Origin of the sequence: Mesorhizobium sp. M0152 (assembly GCF_040322415.1) — a bacterium.
Classification (GTDB): domain Bacteria; phylum Pseudomonadota; class Alphaproteobacteria; order Rhizobiales; family Rhizobiaceae; genus Mesorhizobium.
This window is the reverse complement of record NZ_JAMYTH010000043.1, coordinates 1-24,731: the sequence shown is the minus strand read 5'-3', so window position 1 is coordinate 24,731 and position 24,731 is coordinate 1. Positions and strand designations below refer to the sequence as shown.

The window sequence follows — 24,731 nt, the reverse complement described above, 5'->3', positions numbered from 1 at the left end:
CGGCTCCGAGCCGGCCAGCGGTCCCGTAGCTCAGCTGGATAGAGCACCGGCCTTCTAAGCCGATGGTCACAGGTTCGAATCCTGTCGGGATCGCCAATATTTTCAGTGTACGGCCCGGAGACATGGGTAACGGTCTGTACCTAAGACATGGGTGACAACCTCGTGCCGAACGGGTTGTCGATGGTTTGCAAGGTCCTTTGTTCTAAGTCGATATATCCAGATCATAGTGCATGAAGCTGACGAGCCAAATGCCGTCGTCGACTTCGGTGATTCCGAGCCTCTGGCCGGCGAGCACGGTGGAGATGTTGATCTTCTTCCTGTGCATGCAGATGCGGCCGCAGGCGGTGACGAGAATGTCCTTGTCATGGAAGGGATATTCCAGCTCGGGGAGGCCTTGATAGGCTCTTGAAGAAGCTCTGTAGAGCTCGGTTGGCACTTTCATTTGGATCGCCTCGTGGGGCCTCTCGTCGTTGAATTCGCTCATGAAAGCATCGAACCGGGCCTGCTGCTGCAGGGCGTTCATGCCCGGCGGCCGCGTGGTCTCCTGCTTCAGGGTGCGGTGCATGCGCTCATGGCGGCCGTTCTGCTGCGGGTGACCGGGCTTGATGCGCTCGATGGCGATGCCGAGCCTGAGCCAGAAGACCGACAGCTTCGAGAGGTTGTAAAGGCCGTTGGGGCTGGCGAAGGGCAGGCCATTGTCGCTTCTGATCGCCTCCGGCAGGCCGCGTTCCTTGAACAGCCGGACGAAAGCCTCGAGGACCGGAACCTCCTTTGTCGATTCAAGCGCTTCGCAGGCAAGCAGATAGCGCGAAGCCTGGTCGGTGACCGTCAGGGGGTAACAGTATTGACGGTTGCCAAGCCTGAACTCGCCCTTGAAGTCGGCGCACCACAGATCGTTGGGCACAACCGCCTGGGACAGCTGCGTGCCCACGGCCTTGTTCGCCCGGTTCCTCTTGCGGGCCTGGCTCACAAGGCCGTGGCGGTCGAGCACGGCGTGAACGGTGCTCCTGGCCGGAATGCGGACGTCGCCGGCCAGCTTGCGCACCAGCAGCTCGCGTATCTTCCTGGCGCCCCAGTGCGGCTTCTCCCGCTTGCTCTCCACGATCAGCCGCTCGATCTGGTCGGGAAGCTGGTTGGCGTAGCGCACCGGCCGGCGCGAGCGGTCGGTGAGCGCATCCAGCCCATCCTCCTTGTAGCGGTTGAAGATCTTGTAGCCGGTCTTGCGCGAGATGCCGAACTCGCGGCACACATCGCTCATGCCTTCCCCGTCGAGAAGACGAGCCACAAAACGTAGACGTTCCTCCATCACCGAACACTCTTTCCACGGCATCAACACCTCCGGCCAAAAGCCAAAAGTGTTACCCATGTGTCCGGTACAAATCGTCACCTATGTCTCGGGCCGCTCACAGGGTCCGTTCCGGACACAGATGTGAAGGGGACGTCGAGCAGCGGCAGCGAATGTGACCGGGCGGTGGCGGTTTGTCGGCGCGATTCTGGCACCATGCCGTTGCGGCGTCTGGTGGTCGGATGGTGCCGCTCCTTGGTATTATTTCGTGACACTGCCGCGCGGGAACCTTCGTCCGAATCACGCGTTCGGGGCCTTGTATTCGCGGTGCCTCATAAATAGGCAATATGCGGTCCGCCGAAGGGGCGGGGCAAACAAGCATGGGTTGGGGGAGGAGAAACCACGCCATGTCGAAACGTGAAATTGGAACGTCCCCTGCCTTGGGGAGACGTATCGCCGAGCTCAAGACCAAGATGCAAAATGCCCAGATTTCCGATCACGAAATGAAAACCTTCCACAAGGTCGCAGCGATCATGGGGGCGACCGAAGGCTCCCTACGTCTTGATGCCGACGACCTGATCGCGGCATCCTTCGTTGTCGAGACGGTCGGCGGATCGACGTCCAACCGCTAACGCCGGCACTCCTCGCAGATCAAGCGACAAGCCCCCGCATGCCGTGGGAGCGGCGGCTGCTGCCGACATGGCGGCAGCCGATGCCAGGCTGCGGATCGCTGATATCGAATTGAAAGAAAAGTCTTATCATTTTGTTTGCGTTGGCACGTCATAGTAGGCGCGGCTAACGGAGTGGATGAGATGAAGGTCGACCTGTCGGCGACGAGCTGGGGCAGGGTGATCGCTGTCACGACTGCCGGCACGGCATTTTTCATCGCCGTGGCGTTTTTCGTCGATTCGTTCAATTTCCCTTATCTTTCGCGCGAAGCCGTGTGGCGGGCGCAACTGACCGACCTCCTGCTGCCTTTGGCGTTGGGCGGGTCGTTTCTGTTCTTCCTGATGTGGAAGATACGCCAACTGGCCATCGCCCAGCGTGACCTGAGCGTCATCGCCGCCACCGACAGCCTGACCGCCGTGCTCAACCGCGGCGCCTTCTCGATGCTTGTCGAAGCCTATCTCGAGCAGGTCGACAGACAGGCGTCGGTCAAGTCCGGTGCTCTGCTGATCATCGATGCCGATCACTTCAAGTCGATCAACGACCGGCTTGGCCATGACTGCGGCGACCAGGCGCTCAAGCTGATAGCGCAGGCGATCAAGGGACAATTGCGGGGCAGCGATATCGTCGGCCGCATCGGCGGCGAGGAGTTCGGCGTGTTTCTCCCCGGCGTCGACCCGTCACAATCCTGGCTGGTTGCCGAAAGCATCCGTCGACGCATCCGCGAGATGGACTTTTCTCCTGGCGGGCGTTCCTGTCCGCTCTCGGTCAGCATCGGTGGCACCAGCTTCAGTGGGCCGACGACCTACGAGGAGATATTCTCCGCTGCCGACAAGCGGCTCTATGCCGCCAAATCGAATGGACGCGATCAGGTGAGCTTCGATCCGGCGGAGTCGGCTTTGGTGGCCCTGGCCAACGCCGCCACCATGCATTGACGCTCAGCGGAGAAGAAAGCCGCGTTGGGCGCTTTCTTGACGCTATCTTATCTGTGTGCTTCCTCCCGGTCGGTGATGTATGGGTCGCCGCGGAGACCTTCCTGCTTTCCTACTCCCCAAGCGTCCGGCCGGCCACGGCCTGCCGGCGCCGGCGAATGATGGCGAGACGGTCCAGGCAAGCTCGGTGCGGCGACTATGATCCATCTGTTCAACGGCTTTCAGAACCCCTTTGGCGGCAGCGACCTCGAAACCCTCGATCTGTTTCGCCTGCTGAGCGACGATTCCGAGGTGCGCCTGTGGGCGACGTCCTCCAGGGCGTCCGGCGAACTGATGCGGCAATTTCCGATTCGCCGCATCTCGCCGCGGAATGCGCCGGACGGTGGCACCTACGTCTTCCTCGGCGCGCATTGGCGCAACAAGATATGGCCTTACCTGATCCCGCGGCCGCGCCGGCTGATCTATGTCTTCAACACATTTCACCCGAAAGTCGTCGCGCTGACGACGCGCATGCCTCGCCTGCTGAACTGGCCCGACGCGGAACTGGTGCCGATTTCGGATTTTCAAAAACGCATGCTGCGGGTCGACGGCGTCGTCCATCCGTCACCCATCGATATAGACCGCTTTTCGCCGCGGCTGGCCAGACCGGATGGTCCGTTCACGATTGGACGGCTGAGCCGCGATACGCTGGACAAGCACCATATCGACGATATGCCGCTCTATGAGGAACTGCTGGCGGATGGCACCGCGCTGCGGATTCAGGGCGGAATGCTCCTCAGCGACAGGCTCAAGCCGCATCCGCAGCTCGAACTCCTCCCGGAAGGCCGGTTTGCGGCCGAGCAGTTCCTGTCGACGCTCGACGCGTTCTATTACCGCACCGGCTCGCATGTGGAGACGTTCGGCCGCGTCGTGTTCGAGGCGATGGCCTGCGGTCTGCCCGTGGTCTGCCATTCGCATGGCGGCTATGCCGACCATATCAGTCATGGCGAAAACGGTTTTCTGTTCGAAACGACGCAGCAGGCGGCGCGGATTTTGGCCGAGCTCAAAGCCGACCCGGCACTGCGCGCGACTGTTGGCCGCAAGGCGCGGCAGACCGTCGAGGAGCTGTTTTCGCCAGCGGCATTGCGGGAGCGGCTGGATTTCTACCGCCGTTAGCGGCGCCGCTCTCGTCAGCCGTTTCGGGCAGTCCTGCCACCCTGTTTGGCATCGATCCCGACATCGCGCTAAAGCTGGTATGCAAGTGAATCGCCGGGCGCACGGCACCCCAACCGATTGAGCAGGACCTTCCTACCCGATGACATTGATGGGCGCCGCGGCACTGCTGATCCTGGTCCTGACCTATGCAGGCGTCGCCATTGGCCGCATTCCCGGCTTGCGTCTCGACCGGGCGGGAATAGCGCTGCTCGGCGGAGCCTCGATGATCGCCATAGGCGCGCTGAGCATGGAGGATGCCTACCGCGCCATCAATTTCGACACCATCACGCTGCTGCTCGGCATGATGATCGTGGTGGCGCATCTGAAGGTGTCGGGCGCCTTTCGCGGCCTTGGCGCCATCGCCATCGAGCACGCGCACGCGCCGTTCATGCTTCTGGTGATGGTGACGCTCTTGACCGGCGTGCTGTCGGCCTTCCTGGTCAACGACGCCATCTGCCTGGTGATGGCGCCCATCGTCGTCCACGTCACGCGTGTCATCAAGCGCAACCCGATCCCGTATCTGATCGCCACCGCCACCGCATCGAACTGCGGCAGTGTCGCCACCATCACCGGCAATCCGCAAAACATGGTCATCGGCGCGCTGTCGGGCATTTCCTATCCTGCGTTTTCCGCGGCGCTGGCGCCGGTCGCCTTGTTCGGGCTCGTCGCCGTCATCTTAATCGTGCGCATCGTCTACCGGGCCGAATTCGGCCGCACTGCCCAACTGACGCCCGAGGTCTCGCGTGGCCGCATGCACAAGGGGCAGGTTTTGAAGGCGGTGGTCGTCTGCATCGGGCTGGCCGTCGGCTTTTTTGCCGGCGTGCCGGTGGCGAAGGCCGCACTGATCGGCGGCGCCATTCTCCTGCTCACCCGCTCCCTCAAGCCGGCGCGCATCTATCGCGAGATCGACGGGCCGCTGCTGTTCATGTTCGCCGGCCTGTTCGTGGTCGTCGCCGGTGCCGAAAAGACGCTGCTCACGCCCGATATGATTGCCTCGGCCAAGGATCTCGGCCTCGATGACGTCTGGCGGTTGTCCGGGTTCACCGCGGTGCTTTCCAACATCATGAGCAATGTTCCGGCCGTGCTAGCGCTCAGGCCCTTCATCCCGGGCCTGGAAAACCCCGGGCGCGCCTGGCTGGTGGTCGCCATGAGCTCGACGCTGGCCGGCAATTTCACGCTGCTCGGCTCGGTCGCCAATTTGATCGTCGCCGAACAGGCACGGACCGCCGGTGCGCATCTGTCCTTCGGCGCCTTCTTCAAGGTGGGTTTGCCGCTGACGCTGATGACGCTCGCGGCTGGCACGGCATGGCTGGCGTTCGGGTTCTAGATCCTGCCGCTTGAAGTCCGCGCCCGGACGAGTGTCGCCGCGGCGCGGCCGGCAGCCTCGATGTAATCGGGGTTGCGGTGGATCAGCATGATCGAAAAGCAACCGTCGATCAGCAGCACGACCTCGCGTGCCAAGGCTTGCGGCCCCTCGACACCGTGGTTCGACAAGGCGCCGGCCAGCCATGTTTCGAAATTCGACTTGTGTCGCGACCCGGCCTTGATCGCCGGATGTCCAGGCATTGAGGCGAGTTCCGCGGCCGTGCGCAGGAAGCCGCATCCTTTCCATTTCGGATGGTGAGCGGCTCGTGCCAGATTGCTGAAGATCGCCTCGACCTTGCGATCCACCCCGCCTTCGGCAGCATCGAACCAAGCGGCCATCCGCTTCAGATTGGGTTGGTCGCGGCCATCGAGATAGGCGGCGATGAGATCGTCCTTGCTCTTGAAGTGGTAATAGAGCGTCCGCTTGGTGAGGCCCGCCTCCTCGGCAACCGCATCGAGGCTGACGCGGCCGATTCCTTCGGCATAGAAAAGCTTGGTCGCGGCATCGACAATGCGTTTGCGGGTAGGGCTTTGTGCGTCGGGCATGAGCTTAAGTATACCGACCAGTGAATATACACAAGCGGGAAAGGGCGTAACCTTCCGGTCATGAGCATGATGGGAAGGAAGCCAGATGACCGATCTTGTCCTCAATGAGACCAGGGATGGAATTGCCGTCCTCACCCTCAACCGGCCGGAGAAACTCAACGCGCTGAACTATGCCCTGATCGATCGCCTGCTTGCGATCCTCGATGACATTGAAGTCGATGACGGCGTTCGCGCGGTCATCCTTACCGGAGCTGGGGAGCGGGCGTTTTCGGCGGGCGGCGACATCCACGAGTTCTCGGCCAGCGTGGCGCTTGGCGTCGATGTCGCGATGCGCGACTTCGTCATGCGCGGGCAAAGGCTGACGGCAAGGCTGGAAGCCTTCCGCAAACCCGTCATCGCCGCCGTCAACGGCATTGCCTTTGGCGGCGGCTGCGAGATCACCGAGGCCGTGCCGCTGGCCATTGCCAGCGAACGCGCTCTGTTTGCCAAGCCGGAAATCAGCCTTGCGATGCCGCCGACCTTTGGCGGCACGCAGCGGCTGCCGAGGCTTGCCGGGCGCAAGCGGGCGCTCGAACTGCTTTTGACCGGTGACTGGTTTCCGCCGCCGCGCGCCCTTGAACTTGGCCTCGTCAACCAGGTGGTGCCGCATGACGACCTGATGCCCGCCGCAATCGGCCTTGCCAGGCGTGTCCTGCGGCACTCAGGTCTGGCGGTCGCAGGCATCCTTGCCGCTGTGACGCGCGGCCTCGACCGGAGCATCGCCGAAGGCCTTCTGGTCGAGGCCGAGCAGTTCGCCAGCATGGCGCCGACCGCCGACTTGCGCGAAGGGCTCGATGCCTGGCTGGCGCGACGCGAGCCCCGCCATAACGGCTCCTGGACCCGCATGGCGCGGCCCGACGAGGCCAGGCGGGCCGCGTCGGCACCGGATCAGGGCGACACCACCAAACGGCCTTTCATATTGGGGTGGAAACGGCAGAAATAATCGAGCGCCCCAGCAGCCTTCAATGTCAGCCTCGCGGATTTCTTCGGCGGGATCATCACCTCCCAGCCGCCCTTGACGGTTGCCGTGTGGGCGAACACGTCCTTGTTGACCCACTCGATCGTGTCGCCGGCCTTCGCCTCGACGGTGGCTGGCGAGAACACCAGTTTGTCGATGGTGACCTGGATAGTTTCGGCGGCCGCCGGCGTCGCCGCGAGGACCGACGCCGCCGCGGCAAACCACCATCGCCGTTTCGAGGCGCCCGGCATCATTTCAACATGCCGGCGACATGTTCGGCATGCTGCTCATGGCCCTGGAAGATCTTCAGGCCGGTTTCCAGCAGGCTCTTCAGTTCGGCATTGCTGGCCGAAGGGATGAGCAGCGTTTCAAGCGCGCCGTCGACCTGCTTGTGATAGGCAACCTCGTTTTCGACATAGGCCTTGTCGAAGGCCGCACCCTTCAGCTTGGCGAGCTTGGAGCGTTCCTCTTTGGCCGCCTTCGTCAAAGCCTGGCTGGTGGCGTTGTCTTCCGGGGTGACCTTCAGTTTCTTGACCAGGTCCAATGCCTGCTTGTTCACCGCCTCATGATCGCGCACCATGTCGTTGGCGAAATCCACGACCTCCTTGTTCTTCGATTTCTCGATCGCCAGTTTGGCAGCTTCAACGTCGATGACCCCAGCCGTGTAGGCGATATGGGCGATCTGCGGGTCGGTCGGCTTGTCGGCGGCTTGCGCAAGTGGGGCAGTGCCGAGTAGCAGCAGGGCGGCCAGAGCGGTTGTGTATCGGATAAGCATGGCATCTCCTTCGCCGGACGCGGCAATCGCTCCGGACAGCGTTTCTCGGTTGACGGTCATTGGATGCGGGACGGCGGCAAACGTTCCCGCCAAAATCACCTGAAGCCGACGAGCGTCAGCCTTCCAGGCCCAGCCGCCGCATGACGGCGCTGGTCAGCTTTTCGCAGCGTCGGCCGGCGAACGGGAAAGCATCGAGCAGCACCGGCCCGATCTGGTCGTCCAGCGCCTTGCGCACCAGGGCTCGGGCGCGGTGCAGCCTGGTCTTGACGGTCTGCGGCCGGACGCCGAGGAGATCGGCGGTCTCCTCGATGCTCAGCCCCTCGATCACCCGTGCCACGAACACCGTACGGTAGACATCTGGAAGGCTGTCGGTTGCCTGTTCGACCAGCTCGAGGATCTGCCGTTGCGCCATCGTCCGCTCCGGATCGTCGCTGGGATTGAGGGGAAACCGGATGATCTCGGCTTGGGGATTGTCCGGCATCGGCACTGTCCTGCGCTTCTTGCGCAAACGGCCGAGCGCCTCGTTGATGACGATGCGCGACAACCATGTGGCGAGCGAGGACTCGCCGCGAAACGCCCCAAGGTTCGCGAACGCGCTGACATAGGCCTCCTGGACGATGTCCTCGGCCTCGCTGTCGTTGCGCACCACGCCGCGGGCGATGCGATAGAGCCTCTGATTGTGCGTCTTGATGATGGCGCGGAATGCGTCGCCGTCGCGCGCCAGCGCCCGGCGGACAAGTTGCATGTCGCCGGAAACGACAGAAGGCGTGGCCGTCAACACGGCAGGCATGGCCAGTTCCTCAACCCAATCCCGAACAGGAAGTCCGATTTGAGAGATTGGATGGCATTGCCGGCAAAAGGTTCCCGAACTTTCTGCCGGGTAGGGCGGCTATCCTACCGCTGACAGCGAAGGCTTGCCAGCAGCCAGCGTGCGCGCGGTTGCCGCCAGCAGATCGGTCTGCGTGATCAGCCCGAGGATCCGCTCGTCTTCGTCGACGATGATGACGGCATGGCTGCGCCCGTCGGTCAGCACGGGCAGCAGCGCCATCGCGGCTGAACCGGCCACGGCGCTCGCCGCGGGCGAAATCACGGAACCGACCGTCTCGGAGGCCAGCGCCAGTTCACGCAGACCGACCGTTCCGGCCAGCTTTTCCTCGGCGTTGACGACTGGCAAGGTGCGGATGTTGTGGTCGAGCAGCAATCGGCGCGCCGTCTCGGCGGGGGTGTGTTCGTCGACCGAGATCACATCGCGCGACATGATGTCCTCGCAAAGCAACGTCGAGTGCTCGCGCACCATCGCTTGCAATTCGACCTGCCGCAGCAGCCGGTCGAGATCGTTTCGATCGATGTCGAACGTCTCCTCGATCGCGCCAAGCGCCGCGTCGATATCCTCGGACCGGAAGCCGACGCGCAGTGGCGCCGGTGGGTCGACGGTGCCGTGGGTATTCGCCGGCGCTGGTGCGGGCACGTGCGGATAATTGCGCCGGGCGAGCTTATGGAAGCCGTAGCCCAGCGCCACCAGCAGGATCGAGTTCACCGCCACCGGCACGAACGGGAACAGGAAGCCGGCGCTGATCACCGCAGGCCCGCCGAACACGGCGGTCAGGGCGGCCGCGCCGCCGGGCGGATGCAAACAGCGCGAGAACGACATGGCGGCGATCGCCAGCGCCACGGCGATGCCGGTCGCCAGCACCGGTTCATGCACCAGATGCGCCACGATCACGCCGACGAGCGCCGAGATCGTGTTGCCGCCGATGATCGACCAGGGTTGCGCCAGCGGGCTGGCTGGCACCGCGAACAGCAGCACCGCCGATGCCCCCATCGGCGCCACCAGCAAAGGCACGTGCGGCCCGCCGCCCAGCGTGAAGCCGCTGATCGCGCCCGTCAGCGCGATACCGATCATCGCGCCGACGCAGGCGATGATGCGCTCGCGTAGCGTGGCACCTGCAAGGATGGGAACAAAAAGGCGAAAGGCCATGACGTCGGAAAACTCTGCGGGATTCTGGAAGGAGGAGGCCGAGGCCGGGATGATCGCACCGCAATGACGCGGCATTGTCGTAATTGAAAGCCAAATCGATCCGCTAAGCCGCGATTTGAAGGAATAGAATTTTGCGGCGATGTCGCTACATGCTCGCGGCGCTGTCTGGATTCAGCGTCGCGTTGCGAACGATTCACCAGTCTTTCCAACTGTTTGCGCTGGTCCGCTGAATCGGTTTGGCAGGTGGGCTGGTTGGTCAGGCGGCCGCAGCGGCCGCCAGGCCGCGCCGGATGTCGGTCTTCAGGTCCTCGACATCCTCGAGGCCGATCTGCAAGCGGATCAGCGGCCCTTCATAGCGGGCTGTGGCGACGACGCGGTCCCCGAGCCAGACCGGCACCGCAAGGCTTTCGTAGCCGCCCCAGGAATAGCCCAGCCCGAAGATCCGCAACGCGTCGAGGAAGGCGTGCTGCTGCGCCTGGCCGCCGCCGGCAAGAACGATGGAAAAGATGCCGCTCGAACCGCAGAAGTCACGCTTCCACAGGCCATGGTCGGGATGGCTGGGGAGGGCAGGGTGCAGCACCCGCGCCACGCCCTCCTGGCCTTCGAGCCAGCCGGCGATGTCGAGCGCGCTGCGCTGATGATGATCGAGGCGCACACCCATGGTGCGCAGGCCGCGCAGCACCTGGTAGACGTCGTCGGGCCCCGAACAGCAGCCCAGTGTGCAAAAGCTCTCGTAAAGCTGCTTCCAGCAGCCCTCGTTGGCCGAGACCGTGCCGAGCAGCACATCGGAGTGGCCGGCCGGGTACTTCGTCGCCGCATGGATCGAGATGTCGACGCCGTGATCGAGCGGGCGGAAATACAGTGGCGTCGCCCAGGTATTGTCCATCATCACGATGGCCCCGGCATCGTGCGCCGCCTTGGCGATGGCCGGGATGTCTTGCACCTCGAACGTGTTGGAAGCCGGCGATTCCGTGAACACCACCTTGGTGTTTGGCTTGATCAGGGCTGCGATGCCGGCGCCGATATGAGGATCATAGTACTCCACCTCGACGGCCAGCCGCTTCAGCATCGTATCGGCGAAATTGCGGGTCGGGTGGTAGACGCTGTCGACGATCAGGACATGGTCGCCAGCCGACAGGAAGGCGAGCAGCGGCACCGTCACCGCCGCCAGGCCGGACGGCACCACGATCGTGCCGGCCGAGCCTTCCAGCGCGTCGATAGCTTGCGCAAGGGCATCGGTCGTCGGCGTGCCGCGTGTGCCGTAGGTGTATTTCTGGCTGCGTGCCGCCATCGACGCGGCATTGCGGAACAGAACCGTCGAGGCATGCACCACCGGCGGATTGACGAAGCCGAAATAGTCATGCGGATTGTTGCCCGAATGGGCAAGCAGCGTGTTGATGCCAATCTTGCCGCTGTCGTCGTTCGCCATTCTTCGTCGCCTTGTTTGACAAGGGGATAGCCATAGTGCGGCGTCATGGACCGTGCAACAGCCCAGCCGCCGCCACGGAGCGGACTTCCTGTATGCCAATTCTCGATATGAAAGGCGGCGCGCTCTTGCGGCGGCGCCGGAACTATTTCGACCAGCCGGTGCCAGCATCAAACGAAAAACCCGCCTGTGCGGCGGGTCGTTGGCGCAAATCTGCACCATAGAGAGATATGTACCATAGCTGCACTCACCCTGTCAAGAAAAAATTCCTACCATGAAAAGCGGCCGGCGCTAAAAGCTGGCATCAACGCCGGGTGTCGGCCGTCGTCAGGCCTTTTGCCGACCTGCGTTCGCAGCCCTGCCTCCGCCGATCGGACTATTGTGGGCGGTGGCGAAAGATATATAATAAAGTCCTAAATTAATCCCGGATTGCTTCGATCAGATGCCGCCGGATGTTGTTTCCGGTTGACCTTCTGTCCCCAGCCTCCGGAACCGCGCTCACAAAGCATGAGCGCGGCAAGGGGAGGATACGATGCCCGACGTCAAATGGACCATGAAGGCGCGCGAATTCACCAACTGCAATTGCGCCTATGGCTGCCCGTGCCAGTTCAACGCCATGCCGACATATGGATTCTGCCAGGCGGTAGCCGGCATGGAAATCGAGAGCGGCCATCACGGCGACACCAAGCTTGATGGATTGCGGTTCGTCGGGATTTTCCGCTGGCCCGGCGCGATACACCAGGGCAATGGCGAAGCCGCCGTGGTCATCGACGAGAGGGCGACCGAAGCCCAGCGTGGAGCGCTGCTCCGCATATTGAGTGGCCAGGACACAGAACCAGGCGCGACGATATTCCAGGTGTTTTCGACCACGCTCGAGAAATTCCACGACCCGATCTTTGCCGCGATCGATTTCGAGGTCGACGTCGACGCGCGAACCGGACGGCTTCACGTCGGGGGCGTAGCCAACGGCCGTGGCGAGCCGATCAAGAATCCGGTTACCGGCGCCGAGCACCGGGCGCGCATCGACCTGCCGCACGGCTTCGAATATTCGCTCGCCGAGATCGGGCGTGGCTGGAGCCAAGCCACGGGCCCAATCAAGTTCGAGGTGGCCGATACGCACAGCCACTTTGCCAATCTGCATCTCACGCAAAGCGGCATCGTGCATTGAACTGGCAATGAGCGACACGCCCCTCGAGGCGGTGCTGCGGCGCGACCGCGCGGTGGTCATGGTCGCCCTGGTCGTGATTGCCGTGCTTGCCTGGGCCTATGTGCTGTGGCTTGCGGCCGACATGGACTTGCCGGGCATGGATATGCCCGGCATGGACATGACCGGTACCGCCATGGGCATGCCCGGCTTCCGGGCCTGGGCGTCGGCCGATTTCGCTTTCATCTTCATGATGTGGGCGGTGATGATGATCGGCATGATGACGCCGTCGGTGGCGCCGATGCTGCTGCTCTATGCCGGCGTCGGCCGCAAGGCCGAGGCGAGCGGCCGGCCCATGGCATCGACCGTATGGTTCTTCACCGGCTATCTCACCGTCTGGATCGCCTTCAGCCTGGTGGCGACCGCCGCGCAATGGCTGCTTGCCCGGCTTCTGCTGCTCAGTCCGGCGATGGCAACCAACAGCACCGTCTTCGGCGGCCTGGTTCTCATTGCCGCCGGCCTTTACCAATGGACCCCGATGAAGGCCGTGTGCCTGCGGCAATGCCAGGCACCAATCGCCTTCCTGGCGCGTCGCGGCGGCTTCCGCTCGGATCCGCTTGGCGCGTTTCGGCTCGGCATCGATCATGGCGCCTATTGTCTCGGCTGCTGCTGGACGCTGATGGCTTTGCTCTTCGTCGGCGGTGTCATGAACGTCCTGTGGATAGCAGGCATCGCGGCACTCGTCCTTCTGGAGAAGACCGTTCCCACCGGGCAATTGGTGCCGCGCGTTTCCGGAGTGATGATGACAGCGGTCGGGGTCTGGCTCGTCGCCGGAGCGCTCTGAGCCCCAGCTTTGCATCTTTTCCGCCGATGAAGGTTGAGGCCGTAAGTCTAGATGAGGACAGATGAGGTCAGTCGATCACGGTCCGCCGTCAGCAACGTCGAGTAACGACCAGGACGGATTCCAGCCGGGCACCCTGCCTTTACGTCAATCTCGGTGTGCCGACTTTATTGGCGCTCGTGATTAAATCCCGGGCGCTCTTGTCTGCGGTTGAGGCAATTGCGCCAATCGATTTTCAAACACGTTCGGATTCGGTCATTTCCCTTGACCTCACAAGAATTATCGCCTTCGATGTTGTTCGTGAATGGGAGGCAGCGCGTCGATTTACGATGTGGGGTTTCTGGGGATGGGCCGGAATGGGAGCTGCGTTCACTCGGGAAAAAGATCAGGGTTTGCCCTGAAAACAGAAAAGGGTCTGTGGGTCATGAAACATATTGGTATCGGCATTCTTGGCGCCGCTGCGCTGGGATTGATGGCGTCGGCCGCGTCGGCTGCCACGCTCGACACCGTCAAGGCGAAGGGCTTCATCCAGTGCGGCGTCTCGACCGGTCTCGCCGGTTTCTCCGCGCCGGACGACAAGGGTGACTGGCAAGGCATCGACGCGGACTTCTGCCGCGCCGTCGCGGCCGCCGTGTTTGGCGACGGCACCAAGGTCAAGTTCACGCCGCTCAGCGCCAAGGAGCGCTTCACCGCGCTGCAGTCCGGCGAGATCGACATCCTGTCGCGCAACACCACCTGGACCATCAATCGAGATACCGCGCTTGGCCTAAATTTTATCGGTACCACCTACTATGACGGCCAGGGTTTCATGATCAACGCCAAGAAGCTGCCGGGCGTCAATTCGGCTCTCCAACTCTCGGGCGCCGCCGTTTGCGTGCAGAGCGGCACCACCACCGAGCTCAACCTCGCCGACTACTTCAAGGCGAACAAGATGGAGTACAATCCGGTCGTCTTCGAGAAGCTCGAAGAGGTCAACGCCGCCTATGATGCCGGCCGCTGCGACGTCTACACCACCGACCAGTCGGGCCTCTACGGCATCCGGCTGACGCTGGGCGCGCCGGCTGATCACGTCGTGCTGCCGGAGATCATCTCCAAGGAGCCGCTCGGGCCGGCGGTGCGCCAGGGTGACGACCAGTGGTATCATATCGTCAAGTGGACCTATTTCGCGCTGCTCGACGCCGAGGAACTCGGCATCACCAAGGCCAATGTCGACGAGATGAAGAACTCGGCCAGCCCTGAGATCAAGCGCGTGCTCGGCCAGGAAGCCGATACCAAGATCGGCACCGATCTCGGCGTCTCCAACGATTGGGTCGTCAACATCGTCAAGGCCGTCGGCAATTACGGTGAAATGTTCGACCGCAATGTCGGTTCGGGCAGCCCGCTGAAGATCGCCCGCGGTATCAATGCGCTGTGGACCAAGGGCGGCCTGCAATACGCTCCCCCGATCCGCTGATCGAAATGTGATCCGGAAGGCAGGTCATCCGCCTTCCGGTTTCTCTTTCCAGGGGATTGTCGAATGGCATCGCAGGAAATTCTTCGGGAGGAGCCGAGCCGCGGCTCCTTCATCAACGATCCGAGAATTCGCAGTCTCTTCTTTCAGACGCTGGTGGTCGTCATTCTGTTCGGCTCCGTCTGGTGGATCGTGCAGAACGTCATCGACAATCTGCAGCGCCTGCACATCGCCTCCGGTTTCGGCTTCCTCAAGGGGCGCGCCGGATTCGACATCTCCGATACTCCGATCGCCTACACATCGGACTCGACCTATGGCCGCGCCATCATTGTCGGCCTCATCAACACCATTATCGTCGCCGCAGCCGGCATCGTCACAGCCACCATCATCGGCTTTGTCATCGGCATCGGCCGGTTGTCGCCGAACTGGCTGATCCGCAAGATCTGCACGGTCTATGTTGAGGTATTCCGCAACATTCCGCCGCTGCTGGTGATCTTCTTCTGGTATTCCGGCGTGCTTTCCGTGCTGCCGGCGCCACGTGACAGCATCAATCTGCCGTTCGGGTCGTTCCTCAACCAGCGCGGCTTCTATTTTCCGCGCCCCGTATGGGGCGAGGGCTCCTGGCTGATTCTGGTTGCACTCCTCGTGGGCGTGGCCATGGCGTGGTTCGTCGCCCGCAAGGCGCGCCAGCGGCAGATGGCGACCGGCCAGCAATTTCCGGTGTTCTGGACCTCGGTGGCGCTGATCGCCGGCCTGCCGCTGCTCGCCTACGCGCTGAGCGGCTTTCCGCTGAGCTTCGATTTTCCGAAACAGTCGACCTTCAACCTGACCGGCGGCTTTCAGGTCAAGCCGGAGTTCCTGTCGCTCTATCTGGCACTGTCCTGCTATACGGCCGCCTTCATCGCCGAGATCGTGCGCGCCGGCATCAGGGGCGTCAGCAAGGGCCAGACCGAGGCGGCCGCCGCACTTGGCCTGCGATCCGGTTCGATCCTGCGGCTGGTTGTCGTTCCGCAAGCCATGCGCATCGTCATTCCGCCGCTGACCAGCCAGTATCTCAATCTGACCAAGAACTCCTCGCTGGCGATCGCCATCGGCTATCCCGACCTGACGGCGACCGCCGGAACCGTGCTCAACCAGACCGGCCAGGCGGTCGAAGGCGTTCTGATCATGATGGTCGCCTATCTCATACTCAGCCTGGTGACCTCGGCGGTCATGAACGTGGTCAACGCCAGAATGGCGCTGGTGGAGAGGTAGGGTCATGCAGGAACACGATATGTCCTGGGTGCGTACCGAAATGGTGCTGGCGGAGCCCGCGCCATTGAGCGAGCGCGGCCCCGTCGCCTGGGTGCGCAAGAACCTTGTCGGTTCGACCGGAGATGTCATCCTGACCATTCTCGGGTTCCTCATCGTCGCCATGGTCCTGCCGCAGATCGTCAACTGGGCCTTCATCAATGCCCAGTGGACAGGGCCCGACCGCAGCGTCTGCGCCACCGTGGCGCAAGGCGGTATCCAGCCGGACGGCTGGACCGGCGCCTGCTGGGCCTTCGTCAATGCCAAATTCGGTCAGTTCATGTTCGGCACCTATCCGGTCGAGGAGCGCTGGCGGCCGATCCTGGTCGCCGTCCTGTTCGTGGTGCTGCTGGTGCCGATGTTGATCCCGCGCGTGCCGCGCAAGGGATTGAACGCCATCCTCCTCTTCCTGGTTTTGCCGATCGTTTCCTTCGTTCTTTTGATTGGCGGCATGTTCGGCCTGCCGCATGTCGAGACCTCGCGGTGGGGCGGGCTGCTGGTCACGCTCAGCCTGTCCTTCGTCGGCATCGCCGTGTCGCTGCCGCTGGGCACCGTGCTGGCGCTCGGCCGGCGCTCGAAAATGCCGATCGTCAAGACGTTGTGCATAGTCTTCATCGAGACGGTGCGCGGCATCCCGCTGATCACGGTCCTGTTCTTCGTCAGCGTCATGCTGCCGCTGTTCCTGCCGGCCGGCGTCAGCTTCGACAAGTTCCTGCGGGCGCTGATCGGCGTGTCGCTGTTTGCCGCTGCCTATATGGCGGAAGTGGTGCGCGGCGGCCTGCAGGCGATCCCCAAGGGCCAGTATGAAGGCGCCGATTCGCTCGGCCTCGGCTACTGGCAGAAGATGGGGCTGATCGTGCTGCCGCAAGCGTTGAAGCTGGTCATCCCCGGCATCGTCAACACCTTCATCGGCATGTTCAAGGACACCAGCCTGGTCCTCATCATCTCGATGTTCGACCTGCTCGGCGTCGTCAAGCAGAATTTCTCCGACGCCAACTGGGCGACGCCGCAAACCGCGAAGTCGGGTCTGGTGTTCGCCGCCTTCGTATTCTGGCTGTTCTGCTTCGGCATGTCGCGCTATTCAATGTACACGGAACGCCGGCTCGACACCGGCTACAAACGATAAAAAGGGGAATAGGCCATGGCCATCGAAAATGCGGTCAGCGCGGAAGAGATCAAGGTCAACGCCGCCAAGATGCACATTTCCACCACCGATGTCGCCATCGACATCGTCGCCATGCACAAATGGTACGGCGAGTTCCATGTGCTGAAGGACATCAACCTGAAAGTGATGCGCGGCGAGCGCATCGTCATCTGCGGCCCGTCCGGCTCCGGCAAGTCGACCATGATCCGCTGCATCAACCGGCTGGAAGAGCACCAGAAGGGCAAGATCATCGTCGACGGCAAGGAACTGACCAACGATCTGAAGAAGATCGACGAAGTGCGCCGCGAGGTCGGCATGGTGTTCCAGCACTTCAACCTGTTCCCGCATCTCACCATCCTGGAGAACTGCACGCTGGCGCCGATCTGGGTGCGCAAGACGCCGAAGAAGCAGGCCGAGGAGATCGCCATGCATTTCCTCAAGCGCGTCAAGATCCCCGAACAGGCCAACAAATATCCCGGCCAGCTTTCGGGCGGCCAGCAGCAGCGCGTGGCGATCGCCCGCTCGCTGTGCATGAACCCGCGCATCATGCTGTTCGACGAGCCGACCTCGGCGCTCGATCCGGAAATGATCAAGGAAGTTCTGGAGACGATGGTGGGCCTGGCCGAAGAGGGCATGACGATGCTTTGCGTCACTCACGAAATGGGCTTTGCCCGCAAGGTTGCCAACCGCGTGATCTTCATGGACCAGGGCCAGATCGTCGAGCAGAACACGCCGGCCGAATTCTTCGACCATCCGCGCCACGAGCGGACAAAGCTGTTCCTGTCGCAGATCCTGCACTGAGCGGCCTAACGCCAGTTCGAGAAAGCCCGGCCGGGCTTTCTGCATTTTTGAGCGATCGGGTAATGATTGCTTGCGTTGAAACGCGACGGGACGGTCGACGACGGGTGCGCCGGCGCTTCCATTTCCTTGTCGATGCCGGCCTGCCTTCCGATGCACCCGAGGTTCGCTACATCGTTTTCGGTTGGGGTGGCCGAGGATTCTATCTGGAAACGCCGACCTGGTCGCAGCTCAAGGCCCATTCCGGTGATGAAGGCACTGACCCTCGACTCATCGGTCATGCATGTTGATATCGCCGGCGACATCGGCGAACCGCGTCCGGATGTCGCGAAATTCAACATCGGCGAGGATCGCTTCGCGGCACTGCTCGATTTCATTGATGCGTGTTTTCAGCGGGGGCCGGAAGGCCCGATCCTGTTCCGGACGCGGCCTATTCCATTTCGACCGCTTCTACGAGGCGAACGATCACTTCAACGCGCTGGTCGGCTCCAACACCTGGACGGCAGCAGCATTGCGCACCGCCGGCCTGCGCACCGGCAGGTGGAACCCGCTGCCGGTTTCGCTAGGCCTGTCGATGCGGCTGTATAATTGATGGGTAGAGATACCGTCGAACGGGTTAGCCTGTCTTGCGCTCCTGCTTTGCCACATATTCACGAAGCGCTCTGTTGATCGCACTCTGGTAGCCGCGACCATCCGGCTCGCGTCTCTTGAACCACGCGACGAGATCGGAATCGAGACGAAGGGTCAATTGTTGCTTGATCGGTTTGAAGTAGGGATTTGGGACCGCGTTCTGCCAGAACTTTTCGGTCAATTCAGGAATATCGCTGGTATCGACCTCGCCCTCCGGTCGTGCGCGCAACGCCGCGATCTCCGCTCTCTGGGCTTCCGTCAGAGGGGGCGGATTTGCTGGGTCGAATTCATATCGAACGATTTTGCGCATAATGCCTTTTCTCCTTGGGCGTGGCTCGCCGCGCTGAAACGATGCGGATCACCTCGACTCCGTCCTCTTCTCGGTCGGCGTGTGCAATCAACAATACCAATGTGGCGTCAACCAAACCGGTTGTCTGCCAACGATATTCGCCTTCTTCGATTCGGTCCTGCTCTGTTAGCGCGAAAGGATCGGAGAAAACGCGAACGGCGGTATCGAAACTCACGCCATGCTTGCGGAAATTGGATCTCGCCTTCTCAGCGTCCCATTCAAATCGCAATTTGAGCCTCGTTGACTACGAAAATGTAACTACAAATTGCCATTACGTCAAGGACTGATCGTTGCGGTCGTCCTAAGGTGCCCGCCACCCGTAGAGCCAGTCCAAATCGGCTGCGAGCTTCTCCGGCGCCCGCATTTTCAGGAACAGGTTGCGGGCGATGGCCACCGGGCCGGCGGCGTGCCAGGCCAAGCGGTTGATGGCGCCGCGACGAGCGACCTTGGCGACACGCGGACGCCGCAGGCCTTCCCAGATTTTAAGACTTTGTGCCGGATCGTCGGGGAAATCGGCCATGGCACCGGCAAGCATTGCGGCGTCTTCGATCGCCATCGCCGCGCCTTGCGCCGCGAATGGCGTCATCGCGTGCGCCGCGTCGCCGATCAGCGCGATGCCGCCCGGCATGGTCCAGCGCTGCTTCGGGTCGACCGTATGGAGCGGCCAGGTCAGCCACGGGCCGGCCAGTTCCATCAGCCTTGGAAGGCCTGGCGCGGTGCCGCGCATGGCGCCGGCGAGAATGCCGGGATCGGCATGCCCGGACCAGCCCTCGGCAATGCGCTCGCCCTTGGTGAAGGCGACAAGATTGAAGGCATCCCCCTTGCTGACGGGATATGCCACCATATGGAAGCCCGGATGCAGGAAGGTCGTGACGCAGTCGGTTGCGCCGATCGCGGCAAAGGCCTGTCCGGCGGCGCTATCGGCCGCGATGGTGGTGCGCCAGGCCAATTCGCCGGAAAAGCGGCTTCGTGGCGAGGTGGCGCCGTTGGTCGCATCGACGATCGCGCGCACCGAAGACCAGACACCATCGGCACCGACCAGCAGGACGCCTTGGGACTGGGCGATCTTGCCGTCGATGTCGAATGTCGCCGTGACGCCATGGCCGCTGGCGGCAACGCTGCCGACGCGCGCACCGGTGGCAAGATCTATATCCGGCATCTCTGCAACCCGGGCCATCAGCGCGCTCTGCAGGTCGGCCCTGTGAGCGACGAGATAAGGCGCTCCCCAACGCTTCTCAGCGGTCTGTCCAAGCAGCACGCGCGCCAGTTCGCGCAATGTCGCGGCGTCCTTCAACACCACCGCCTCCGGCCGCACCGCAGCCGGCAGTCGATCGAGAACGCCAAGCTGGCGAAGGATGCGTGAAGCGTTGGGAGACAGTTGCAGCCCGGCGCCCACTGCTTCAAGGCGCTGCGCCTGCTCGAACAGTTTTACGCGATAGCCGCGTTCGGCAAAGGCAAGTGCTGCGGTCAGCCCGGCGATGCCGGCCCCGGCGATGACGACCTGCCGGGACCGCGTATCGTCCATCAGCCTTGTCGCGACGGGATCAGGCGGCCTGATCGATATAGAGGCAGCCTGCCGGCAACGTTTCCGTCGCCCTCAGCTGCGGCGAATAGCGGTAGAGCGTCGAGCAATAAGGGCAGACCTTCTCATTGTCGTCGCCCATGTCGAGAAATACATGCGGATGGTCGAAGGGCGGATTGGCGCCCGTGCACATGAATTCCTTGACGCCGATGTCGATCGCCGGGTGGCCCGCATCGTTCTGAAAATGGGGAATGGAACCGCCAGCCATCATCGTCTCCTTAACGCAGTCTCTTCTGCATCTGGATCATAACCGGTCTGTTTGCAAGTTCGATGAAATGAAACTGTCGCAAAAGCCTGTCAGAGGATAAGTTAAGCCGGTTAACGCATGATCCCGAAAACCGGTGTCGGTTTTCAGGGTCATGCGTCGCTTTGAAGTGGGTAGGGCGTCCTTTGCGCGTCGCCAGGGCGCGCGGCGCTCTAGCCGGCTAGTGGATGCGAAACGAGCAGGAACCATGAACGAACTGAAGCCGGTACAGAGTGAATTCATCAATGTCGAGGCGGCGAGCCCGGAAGGCGGCAACCCGGACCGTTTCGTCAATCGCGAGTTTTCCTGGCTGCAGTTCAACCGGCGCGTCCTCGAGGAATCGCTGAACCTCAATCATCCGCTGCTCGAGCGCGTCCGCTTCCTGTCGATTTCGGCCGCCAATCTCGACGAGTTCTTCATGGTGCGCGTCGCCGGCCTTGCCGGCCAGGTCCGCGAGGGCATCGTGCTGAAGAGCCCCGACGGCCGCACCCCCCAACAGCAACTCGAACAGTTGCTGCGCGAGGTCGAGCGGCTGCAGGAGGACCAGCAGAAGAGCCTTTCGGCGCTGATGGTGCTGCTCAACAAGGAAGGCATAGAGAGCATCACCCGCGATGCGCTGACCAAGGATGAAAAAACCTGGCTGGAAGAGCATTTCCAGGACCAGGTGTTTCCGGTGCTGACCCCGCTGTCGATCGACCCGGCGCACCCGTTCCCGTTCATCCCCAATCTCGGTTTCTCGATGGCGTTGCAATTGCGCCATCGCAAGAACGGCGAGGAGATGAGTGCGCTTCTGCGCTTGCCGGTGGCGCTGAAGCGCTTCATCCGCTTGCCGGACCGCAAACACCATGTCCGCTTCATTCCGCTGGAGGAAGCGGTCGGTCTCTATATCGGCAAGCTATTCCCAGGCTATGAGGTCAAGGGTTCCGGCACGTTCCGCATCATCCGCGACAGCGATATCGAGGTCGAGGAAGAATCCGAGGACCTCGTGCGCCTGTTCGAGACGGCGCTGAAGCGCCGCCGTCGCGGTTCGGTGATCCGCATCGAATTCGATATGCTGATGCCGGCCGAACTGCGCGAATTCGTCGCCGGCGAACTCAGCGTTTCGTCAAGCCGTATCAGCGTCCTGACCGGCCCGCTGGCGCTCAGTCAGATTTCCGAGATCGTCGCCGTCCCCCGCGACGATCTCAAGTTCACACCCTACAATCCGCGCTTTCCCGAGCGCATTCGTGAGCATGGCGGCGACTGTTTTGCCGCCATCCGCGAGAAGGATATCGTCGTCCACCACCCCTATGAATCCTTCGACGTGGTGGTGCAGTTCCTGCGCCAGGCGATGGCCGATCCCGAAGTGGTGGCGATCAAGCAGACGCTCTATCGCACGTCCAACGACAGCCCGATCGTGCGTGCGCTGGTCGACGCGGCCGAGGCCGGCAAGTCGGTGACGGCGCTGGTCGAACTCAAGGCGCGTTTCGACGAGGAAGCCAACATCCGCTGGGCGCGCGACCTGGAGCGTGCCGGCGTGCAGGTCGTGTTCGGTTTCCTTGAGCTGAAGACCCATGCCAAGATGTCGCTGGTGGTGCGGCGCGAGGACGGCAAACTGCGCAACTACGTGCATCTCGGCACTGGCAATTATCATCCGGTCACGGCGCGCATCTACACCGACCTGTCCTTCTTCACCACCGACCCGACGATCGCGCGCGACGTCGCACAGCTGTTCAATTTCATCACCGGCTATGCCGAGCCGACCGCCGAAATGCGGCTGGCAATCTCGCCGTTCACGTTGCGAAACCGCATCCTGCGGCACATTTCCGACGAAGCCGCCCACGCGCTGGAGGGAAGGCCGGCGCGCATCTGGATGAAGATGAATGCGCTTGTCGATCCCATTATCATCGATGCGCTTTATGACGCCAGCCGCGCCGGGGTCGAGATCGACCTCGTCGTGCGCGGCATCTGTTGCCTGCGGCCGCAGGTGCCGGGCCTGTCGGAAAACATCCGTGTAAAATCGATCGTCGGCCGTTTTCTCGAGCACAGCCGCATCTATTGCTTCGGCAATGGCCACGGCCTGCCGGCGGACGAGGCGATCGTTTACATCTCTTCGGCCGACCTGATGCCGCGCAACCTCGACCGCCGCGTCGAGACCATGGTGCCGATCACCAATCCAACTGTGCACGAACAGGTTCTGGGCCAGATCATGCTGGGCAACATCATGGACAATCAGCAAAGTTTCGACGTATTGGCTGACGGAACCTCCCGGCGCGTCGTGCTTGAGGAGGGTGAGGAACCGTTCAACGCGCAGGAATATTTCATGACCAATCCGAGCCTGTCTGGACGGGGTGACGCGTTGAAATCGCACGCACCGAAGCGGATCGCGCAGTTCAAGCGCCGCAAGAAGAACGCCGCGGCCTGATGCTGTCCGATTCCCAGGGCCGGCTGCAGGATCGCCGACCGCTGTCCATCATCGACATCGGCTCGAATTCGATCCGACTTGTCGTCTATGAAGGGCTGGCGCGGTCGCCGACCATGCTGTTCAACGAAAAGATGCTGGCCGGCCTCGGTCGCGGCATCGTGTCGACGGGGAAGCTCGACCCCGAGGGCGTGACGCGCTCGATGGAGGAGTTCCGCCGCTTCCGCGCGCTCTCCGATCAGGCCGGCGCCGAGCACATGTACGTGCTGGCCACCGCCGCCGCTCGTGAGGCGATCAACGGTCCCGATTTCATCCACCGTGCGGAAGACGTGCTCAAGACCGAGATCCGGGTGATCAGCGGGCGTGAGGAAGCCCATTATTCGGCGCTGGGCGTCATCTCGGGCTTCCACCCGGCCAATGGCATTGCCGGCGATCTGGGCGGCGGCAGCCTTGAACTGGTCGACGTCAATGGCGAGGCGATCGGTGACGGCATAACGCTGCCGCTGGGCGGCCTTCGTCTGCAGGACATGGCGAAGAACTCGCTCGCCCAGGCGGCGAAGATCACGCGCGACGAATTGGGACGCGCGAAGCTGTTGAAGGGTGGACAGGGCAGGCCCTTTTACGCGGTTGGCGGCACCTGGCGAAATCTCGCCCGGCTGCACATGGAAATGAACAACTATCCGCTTGGCGTCATGCATCATTACGAGATCGGCGTCGAAAGCACCGCCAATTTCCTGCGGCAAGTGGCCAAAAGCGAGATCGAGAAGGTCAAGGGCATCGAAGGCGTTTCGAAGAACCGCCGCTCGTTGCTGCCTTACGGCGCCGTCGTGCTGCAGGAGATCATGGCGGCGATGCAGCCGTCGAAGATCATCGTCTCGGCGCTCGGTGTGCGCGAAGGGTTTCTCTACTCGCTGCTCGACAAGGCGGAGCAGAAGGCCGATCCGTTGATTTCGGCCTCGGAGGAACTCGCCCGGCTGCGTTCGCGCTCGGTCACACATTCGCATGAACTGGTCGACTGGACCGCCAGGTCTTTCGCCGCCTTCGGCATCGCCGAGACCGATGATGAGGCGCGTTATCGCCACGCGGCTGCCTTGCTGGCCGACATCGGCTGGCGCGCGCATCCCGAATATCGCGGCAGGCAATCGCTCAACATCATCGCGCATGCCTCCTTCTTCGGTGTCGACCATCCCGGCCGCGCCTTTCTGGCGCTGGCCAATGCGTATCGTCACGACGGCATCTTCAACGAATCGATCGCACCCGAGATCAAGGCGTTGGCGACGCCGCGTTATCTGGAACGGGCGCGGGTGCTGGCCGCGATGATGCGCGTCGTCTACCTGCTGACGGCCTCGATGCCCGGCATCATGCCAAGGCTGAAGTGGGAGCAGCGCGGCAACGGAGTGCTGGCGTTGGTCTTGCCCGCGTCGCTGGCCGACCTCTACGGGGAACGGCCGGCAGGGCGCCTGGCGCAGCTGGCAAGGATCACTAACCGCCGGTTGGTGCTGGCCGTCGAGGGTGGCCCGAGCGTTTCGGTGAAATGAACGCGTTTCCCACGCGGATATTAGACCACCGGCTTCCCCCACTCCGTCGCTGCTTCGCAGCGCCACCTCTCCCCCCTCCGGAGGGAGAGGAAAGGAGCCTGGCGTGAGTTCGTGCCCTTCCTCTACCCCGTCGATCGGGGGAGAGGTGGCTCGGCG

23 protein-coding genes, 1 tRNA gene and 2 pseudogenes are annotated in these 24,731 nt (G+C 62.6%); 15 read left to right on the top strand and 11 right to left on the bottom strand.

The window, feature by feature from the left end; genetic code table 11:
• Window positions 1-19: 19 nt before the first annotated feature.
• A tRNA-Arg gene (locus NKJ26_RS28465) sits at window positions 20-96 on the top strand.
• 44 nt (window positions 97-140) lie between these two features.
• Here NKJ26_RS28465 and NKJ26_RS28460 read toward each other — a convergent pair.
• Window positions 141-1,330 (bottom strand): annotated as a pseudogene (locus tag NKJ26_RS28460) (IS481 family transposase).
• A 362-nt stretch (window positions 1,331-1,692) separates the two neighbouring features.
• Here NKJ26_RS28460 and NKJ26_RS28455 point away from each other — a divergent pair.
• The 4 genes from NKJ26_RS28455 (at window position 1,693) to NKJ26_RS28440 (ending at window position 5,404) form a co-directional block, all read left to right on the top strand.
• Window positions 1,693-1,917, top strand: coding sequence for a hypothetical protein (locus tag NKJ26_RS28455; protein WP_352598583.1), 225 nt, complete (start codon window positions 1,693-1,695; stop codon window positions 1,915-1,917).
• Window positions 1,918-2,097: 180 nt separating this feature from the next.
• The gene (locus NKJ26_RS28450; RefSeq protein WP_352598582.1) at window positions 2,098-2,886 is read left to right on the top strand and encodes a GGDEF domain-containing protein; all 789 of its coding nucleotides are present in this window, start codon (window positions 2,098-2,100) and stop codon (window positions 2,884-2,886) included.
• Between the two features lie 195 nt (window positions 2,887-3,081).
• Window positions 3,082-4,038: a glycosyltransferase family 4 protein gene (locus tag NKJ26_RS28445; protein WP_352698725.1), complete on the top strand. Its 957-nt coding sequence runs from the start codon at window positions 3,082-3,084 to the stop codon at window positions 4,036-4,038.
• Window positions 4,039-4,177: 139 nt separating this feature from the next.
• Window positions 4,178-5,404, top strand: coding sequence for an anion transporter (locus tag NKJ26_RS28440; RefSeq protein WP_352698724.1), 1,227 nt, complete (start codon window positions 4,178-4,180; stop codon window positions 5,402-5,404).
• Here the strand turns inward: NKJ26_RS28440 and NKJ26_RS28435 are convergent.
• The gene (locus tag NKJ26_RS28435; protein WP_352698722.1) at window positions 5,401-5,988 is read right to left on the bottom strand and encodes a TetR/AcrR family transcriptional regulator; all 588 of its coding nucleotides are present in this window, start codon (window positions 5,986-5,988) and stop codon (window positions 5,401-5,403) included. The two genes, NKJ26_RS28440 and NKJ26_RS28435, sit on opposite strands and share 4 nt — an antisense overlap.
• Before the next feature lie 85 nt (window positions 5,989-6,073).
• On the opposite strand from NKJ26_RS28435, the gene NKJ26_RS28430 reads away from it, so the two are divergent.
• Window positions 6,074-6,970: a crotonase/enoyl-CoA hydratase family protein gene (locus NKJ26_RS28430; RefSeq protein ID WP_352698720.1), complete on the top strand. Its 897-nt coding sequence runs from the start codon at window positions 6,074-6,076 to the stop codon at window positions 6,968-6,970.
• Here the strand turns inward: NKJ26_RS28430 and NKJ26_RS28425 are convergent.
• The 5 genes from NKJ26_RS28425 to NKJ26_RS28405 all read right to left on the bottom strand — a co-directional run bounded on the left by NKJ26_RS28425 (window position 6,916) and on the right by NKJ26_RS28405 (window position 11,167).
• Window positions 6,916-7,239 (bottom strand): cupredoxin domain-containing protein, encoded by a 324-nt coding sequence (locus NKJ26_RS28425; protein ID WP_352698718.1) that lies wholly within the window; start codon window positions 7,237-7,239, stop codon window positions 6,916-6,918. The two genes, NKJ26_RS28430 and NKJ26_RS28425, sit on opposite strands and share 55 nt — an antisense overlap.
• Window positions 7,236-7,760 carry a DUF4142 domain-containing protein gene (locus NKJ26_RS28420; RefSeq protein ID WP_352698716.1) on the bottom strand — a complete coding sequence of 175 codons (525 nt, stop codon included), beginning with the start codon at window positions 7,758-7,760 and terminating at the stop codon, window positions 7,236-7,238. The genes NKJ26_RS28425 and NKJ26_RS28420 overlap by 4 nt, the downstream gene beginning before the upstream one ends.
• Window positions 7,761-7,875: 115 nt before the next feature.
• On the bottom strand, window positions 7,876-8,550 hold the full coding sequence (locus tag NKJ26_RS28415) for an RNA polymerase sigma factor (RefSeq protein ID WP_352698714.1): 675 nt from the start codon (window positions 8,548-8,550) through the stop codon (window positions 7,876-7,878).
• A gap of 99 nt (window positions 8,551-8,649) precedes the next feature.
• A complete protein-coding gene (locus NKJ26_RS28410) occupies window positions 8,650-9,738 on the bottom strand; it encodes an HPP family protein (RefSeq protein ID WP_352698712.1) in 1,089 nt (362 codons plus the stop codon).
• Between the two features lie 256 nt (window positions 9,739-9,994).
• On the bottom strand, window positions 9,995-11,167 hold the full coding sequence (locus NKJ26_RS28405; protein WP_352698710.1) for a cystathionine beta-lyase: 1,173 nt from the start codon (window positions 11,165-11,167) through the stop codon (window positions 9,995-9,997).
• Window positions 11,168-11,696: 529 nt separating this feature from the next.
• On the opposite strand from NKJ26_RS28405, the gene NKJ26_RS28400 reads away from it, so the two are divergent.
• The 7 genes and pseudogenes from NKJ26_RS28400 to NKJ26_RS28370 all read left to right on the top strand — a co-directional run.
• Window positions 11,697-12,332 (top strand): DUF1326 domain-containing protein, encoded by a 636-nt coding sequence (locus NKJ26_RS28400; protein WP_352598571.1) that lies wholly within the window; start codon window positions 11,697-11,699, stop codon window positions 12,330-12,332.
• Window positions 12,333-12,339: 7 nt separating this feature from the next.
• Entirely contained in the window at window positions 12,340-13,152 is an 813-nt protein-coding gene (locus NKJ26_RS28395) for a DUF2182 domain-containing protein (protein WP_352598570.1), read from the top strand.
• A gap of 421 nt (window positions 13,153-13,573) precedes the next feature.
• Window positions 13,574-14,602 (top strand): amino acid ABC transporter substrate-binding protein, encoded by a 1,029-nt coding sequence (locus NKJ26_RS28390; RefSeq protein WP_352598569.1) that lies wholly within the window; start codon window positions 13,574-13,576, stop codon window positions 14,600-14,602.
• Window positions 14,603-14,665: 63 nt separating this feature from the next.
• On the top strand, window positions 14,666-15,853 hold the full coding sequence (locus NKJ26_RS28385; RefSeq protein ID WP_352698707.1) for an amino acid ABC transporter permease: 1,188 nt from the start codon (window positions 14,666-14,668) through the stop codon (window positions 15,851-15,853).
• A 4-nt stretch (window positions 15,854-15,857) separates the two neighbouring features.
• Entirely contained in the window at window positions 15,858-17,015 is a 1,158-nt protein-coding gene (locus tag NKJ26_RS28380; protein WP_352598567.1) for an amino acid ABC transporter permease, read from the top strand.
• Window positions 17,016-17,084: 69 nt separating this feature from the next.
• Entirely contained in the window at window positions 17,085-17,834 is a 750-nt protein-coding gene (locus NKJ26_RS28375; RefSeq protein ID WP_032919731.1) for an amino acid ABC transporter ATP-binding protein, read from the top strand.
• A gap of 104 nt (window positions 17,835-17,938) precedes the next feature.
• A pseudogene (locus NKJ26_RS28370) lies at window positions 17,939-18,423 on the top strand (TIGR02117 family protein); the annotation flags it as partial.
• A 24-nt stretch (window positions 18,424-18,447) separates the two neighbouring features.
• On the opposite strand, the gene NKJ26_RS28365 reads toward NKJ26_RS28370, so the two are convergent.
• The 4 genes from NKJ26_RS28365 to NKJ26_RS28350 all read right to left on the bottom strand — a co-directional run bounded on the left by NKJ26_RS28365 (window position 18,448) and on the right by NKJ26_RS28350 (window position 20,600).
• Window positions 18,448-18,690: a BrnA antitoxin family protein gene (locus NKJ26_RS28365; protein WP_352698705.1), complete on the bottom strand. Its 243-nt coding sequence runs from the start codon at window positions 18,688-18,690 to the stop codon at window positions 18,448-18,450.
• Between the two features lie 58 nt (window positions 18,691-18,748).
• The gene (locus NKJ26_RS28360) at window positions 18,749-19,039 is read right to left on the bottom strand and encodes a BrnT family toxin (RefSeq protein ID WP_352598564.1); all 291 of its coding nucleotides are present in this window, start codon (window positions 19,037-19,039) and stop codon (window positions 18,749-18,751) included.
• A 72-nt stretch (window positions 19,040-19,111) separates the two neighbouring features.
• Entirely contained in the window at window positions 19,112-20,335 is a 1,224-nt protein-coding gene (locus NKJ26_RS28355; protein ID WP_352698703.1) for an FAD-dependent monooxygenase, read from the bottom strand.
• A gap of 19 nt (window positions 20,336-20,354) precedes the next feature.
• Window positions 20,355-20,600 (bottom strand): zinc-finger domain-containing protein, encoded by a 246-nt coding sequence (locus tag NKJ26_RS28350; RefSeq protein WP_352598562.1) that lies wholly within the window; start codon window positions 20,598-20,600, stop codon window positions 20,355-20,357.
• A gap of 244 nt (window positions 20,601-20,844) precedes the next feature.
• On the opposite strand from NKJ26_RS28350, the gene NKJ26_RS28345 reads away from it, so the two are divergent.
• Together NKJ26_RS28345 and ppx are read left to right on the top strand one after the other, a co-directional pair.
• Window positions 20,845-23,040, top strand: coding sequence for an RNA degradosome polyphosphate kinase (locus NKJ26_RS28345; RefSeq protein ID WP_352698701.1), 2,196 nt, complete (start codon window positions 20,845-20,847; stop codon window positions 23,038-23,040).
• Window positions 23,040-24,575, top strand: a complete 1,536-nt coding sequence (ppx, locus tag NKJ26_RS28340; protein WP_352698699.1) for an exopolyphosphatase — start codon at window positions 23,040-23,042, stop codon at window positions 24,573-24,575. Before NKJ26_RS28345 ends, ppx begins: the two co-directional genes overlap by 1 nt.
• Window positions 24,576-24,731: the final 156 nt, after the last annotated feature.

What these genes read in the sequence shown, in the direction of transcription:
- NKJ26_RS28455 (WP_352598583.1), top strand. Translation starts at nt 1,693, where the DNA reads ATGTCGAAACGTGAAATTGGAACGTCCCCTGCCTTGGGGAGACGTATC.
- NKJ26_RS28450 (WP_352598582.1), top strand. Translation starts at nt 2,098, where the DNA reads ATGAAGGTCGACCTGTCGGCGACGAGCTGGGGCAGGGTGATCGCTGTC.
- NKJ26_RS28445 (WP_352698725.1), top strand. Translation starts at nt 3,082, where the DNA reads ATGATCCATCTGTTCAACGGCTTTCAGAACCCCTTTGGCGGCAGCGAC.
- NKJ26_RS28440 (WP_352698724.1), top strand. Translation starts at nt 4,178, where the DNA reads ATGACATTGATGGGCGCCGCGGCACTGCTGATCCTGGTCCTGACCTAT.
- NKJ26_RS28435 (WP_352698722.1), bottom strand. Translation starts at nt 5,988, where the DNA reads ATGCCCGACGCACAAAGCCCTACCCGCAAACGCATTGTCGATGCCGCG.
- NKJ26_RS28430 (WP_352698720.1), top strand. Translation starts at nt 6,074, where the DNA reads ATGACCGATCTTGTCCTCAATGAGACCAGGGATGGAATTGCCGTCCTC.
- NKJ26_RS28425 (WP_352698718.1), bottom strand. Translation starts at nt 7,239, where the DNA reads ATGATGCCGGGCGCCTCGAAACGGCGATGGTGGTTTGCCGCGGCGGCG.
- NKJ26_RS28420 (WP_352698716.1), bottom strand. Translation starts at nt 7,760, where the DNA reads ATGCTTATCCGATACACAACCGCTCTGGCCGCCCTGCTGCTACTCGGC.
- NKJ26_RS28415 (WP_352698714.1), bottom strand. Translation starts at nt 8,550, where the DNA reads ATGCCTGCCGTGTTGACGGCCACGCCTTCTGTCGTTTCCGGCGACATG.
- NKJ26_RS28410 (WP_352698712.1), bottom strand. Translation starts at nt 9,738, where the DNA reads ATGGCCTTTCGCCTTTTTGTTCCCATCCTTGCAGGTGCCACGCTACGC.
- NKJ26_RS28405 (WP_352698710.1), bottom strand. Translation starts at nt 11,167, where the DNA reads ATGGCGAACGACGACAGCGGCAAGATTGGCATCAACACGCTGCTTGCC.
- NKJ26_RS28400 (WP_352598571.1), top strand. Translation starts at nt 11,697, where the DNA reads ATGCCCGACGTCAAATGGACCATGAAGGCGCGCGAATTCACCAACTGC.
- NKJ26_RS28395 (WP_352598570.1), top strand. Translation starts at nt 12,340, where the DNA reads ATGAGCGACACGCCCCTCGAGGCGGTGCTGCGGCGCGACCGCGCGGTG.
- NKJ26_RS28390 (WP_352598569.1), top strand. Translation starts at nt 13,574, where the DNA reads ATGAAACATATTGGTATCGGCATTCTTGGCGCCGCTGCGCTGGGATTG.
- NKJ26_RS28385 (WP_352698707.1), top strand. Translation starts at nt 14,666, where the DNA reads ATGGCATCGCAGGAAATTCTTCGGGAGGAGCCGAGCCGCGGCTCCTTC.
- NKJ26_RS28380 (WP_352598567.1), top strand. Translation starts at nt 15,858, where the DNA reads ATGCAGGAACACGATATGTCCTGGGTGCGTACCGAAATGGTGCTGGCG.
- NKJ26_RS28375 (WP_032919731.1), top strand. Translation starts at nt 17,085, where the DNA reads ATGCACATTTCCACCACCGATGTCGCCATCGACATCGTCGCCATGCAC.
- NKJ26_RS28355 (WP_352698703.1), bottom strand. Translation starts at nt 20,335, where the DNA reads ATGGACGATACGCGGTCCCGGCAGGTCGTCATCGCCGGGGCCGGCATC.
- NKJ26_RS28350 (WP_352598562.1), bottom strand. Translation starts at nt 20,600, where the DNA reads ATGGCTGGCGGTTCCATTCCCCATTTTCAGAACGATGCGGGCCACCCG.
- NKJ26_RS28345 (WP_352698701.1), top strand. Translation starts at nt 20,845, where the DNA reads ATGAACGAACTGAAGCCGGTACAGAGTGAATTCATCAATGTCGAGGCG.
- ppx (WP_352698699.1), top strand. Translation starts at nt 23,040, where the DNA reads ATGCTGTCCGATTCCCAGGGCCGGCTGCAGGATCGCCGACCGCTGTCC.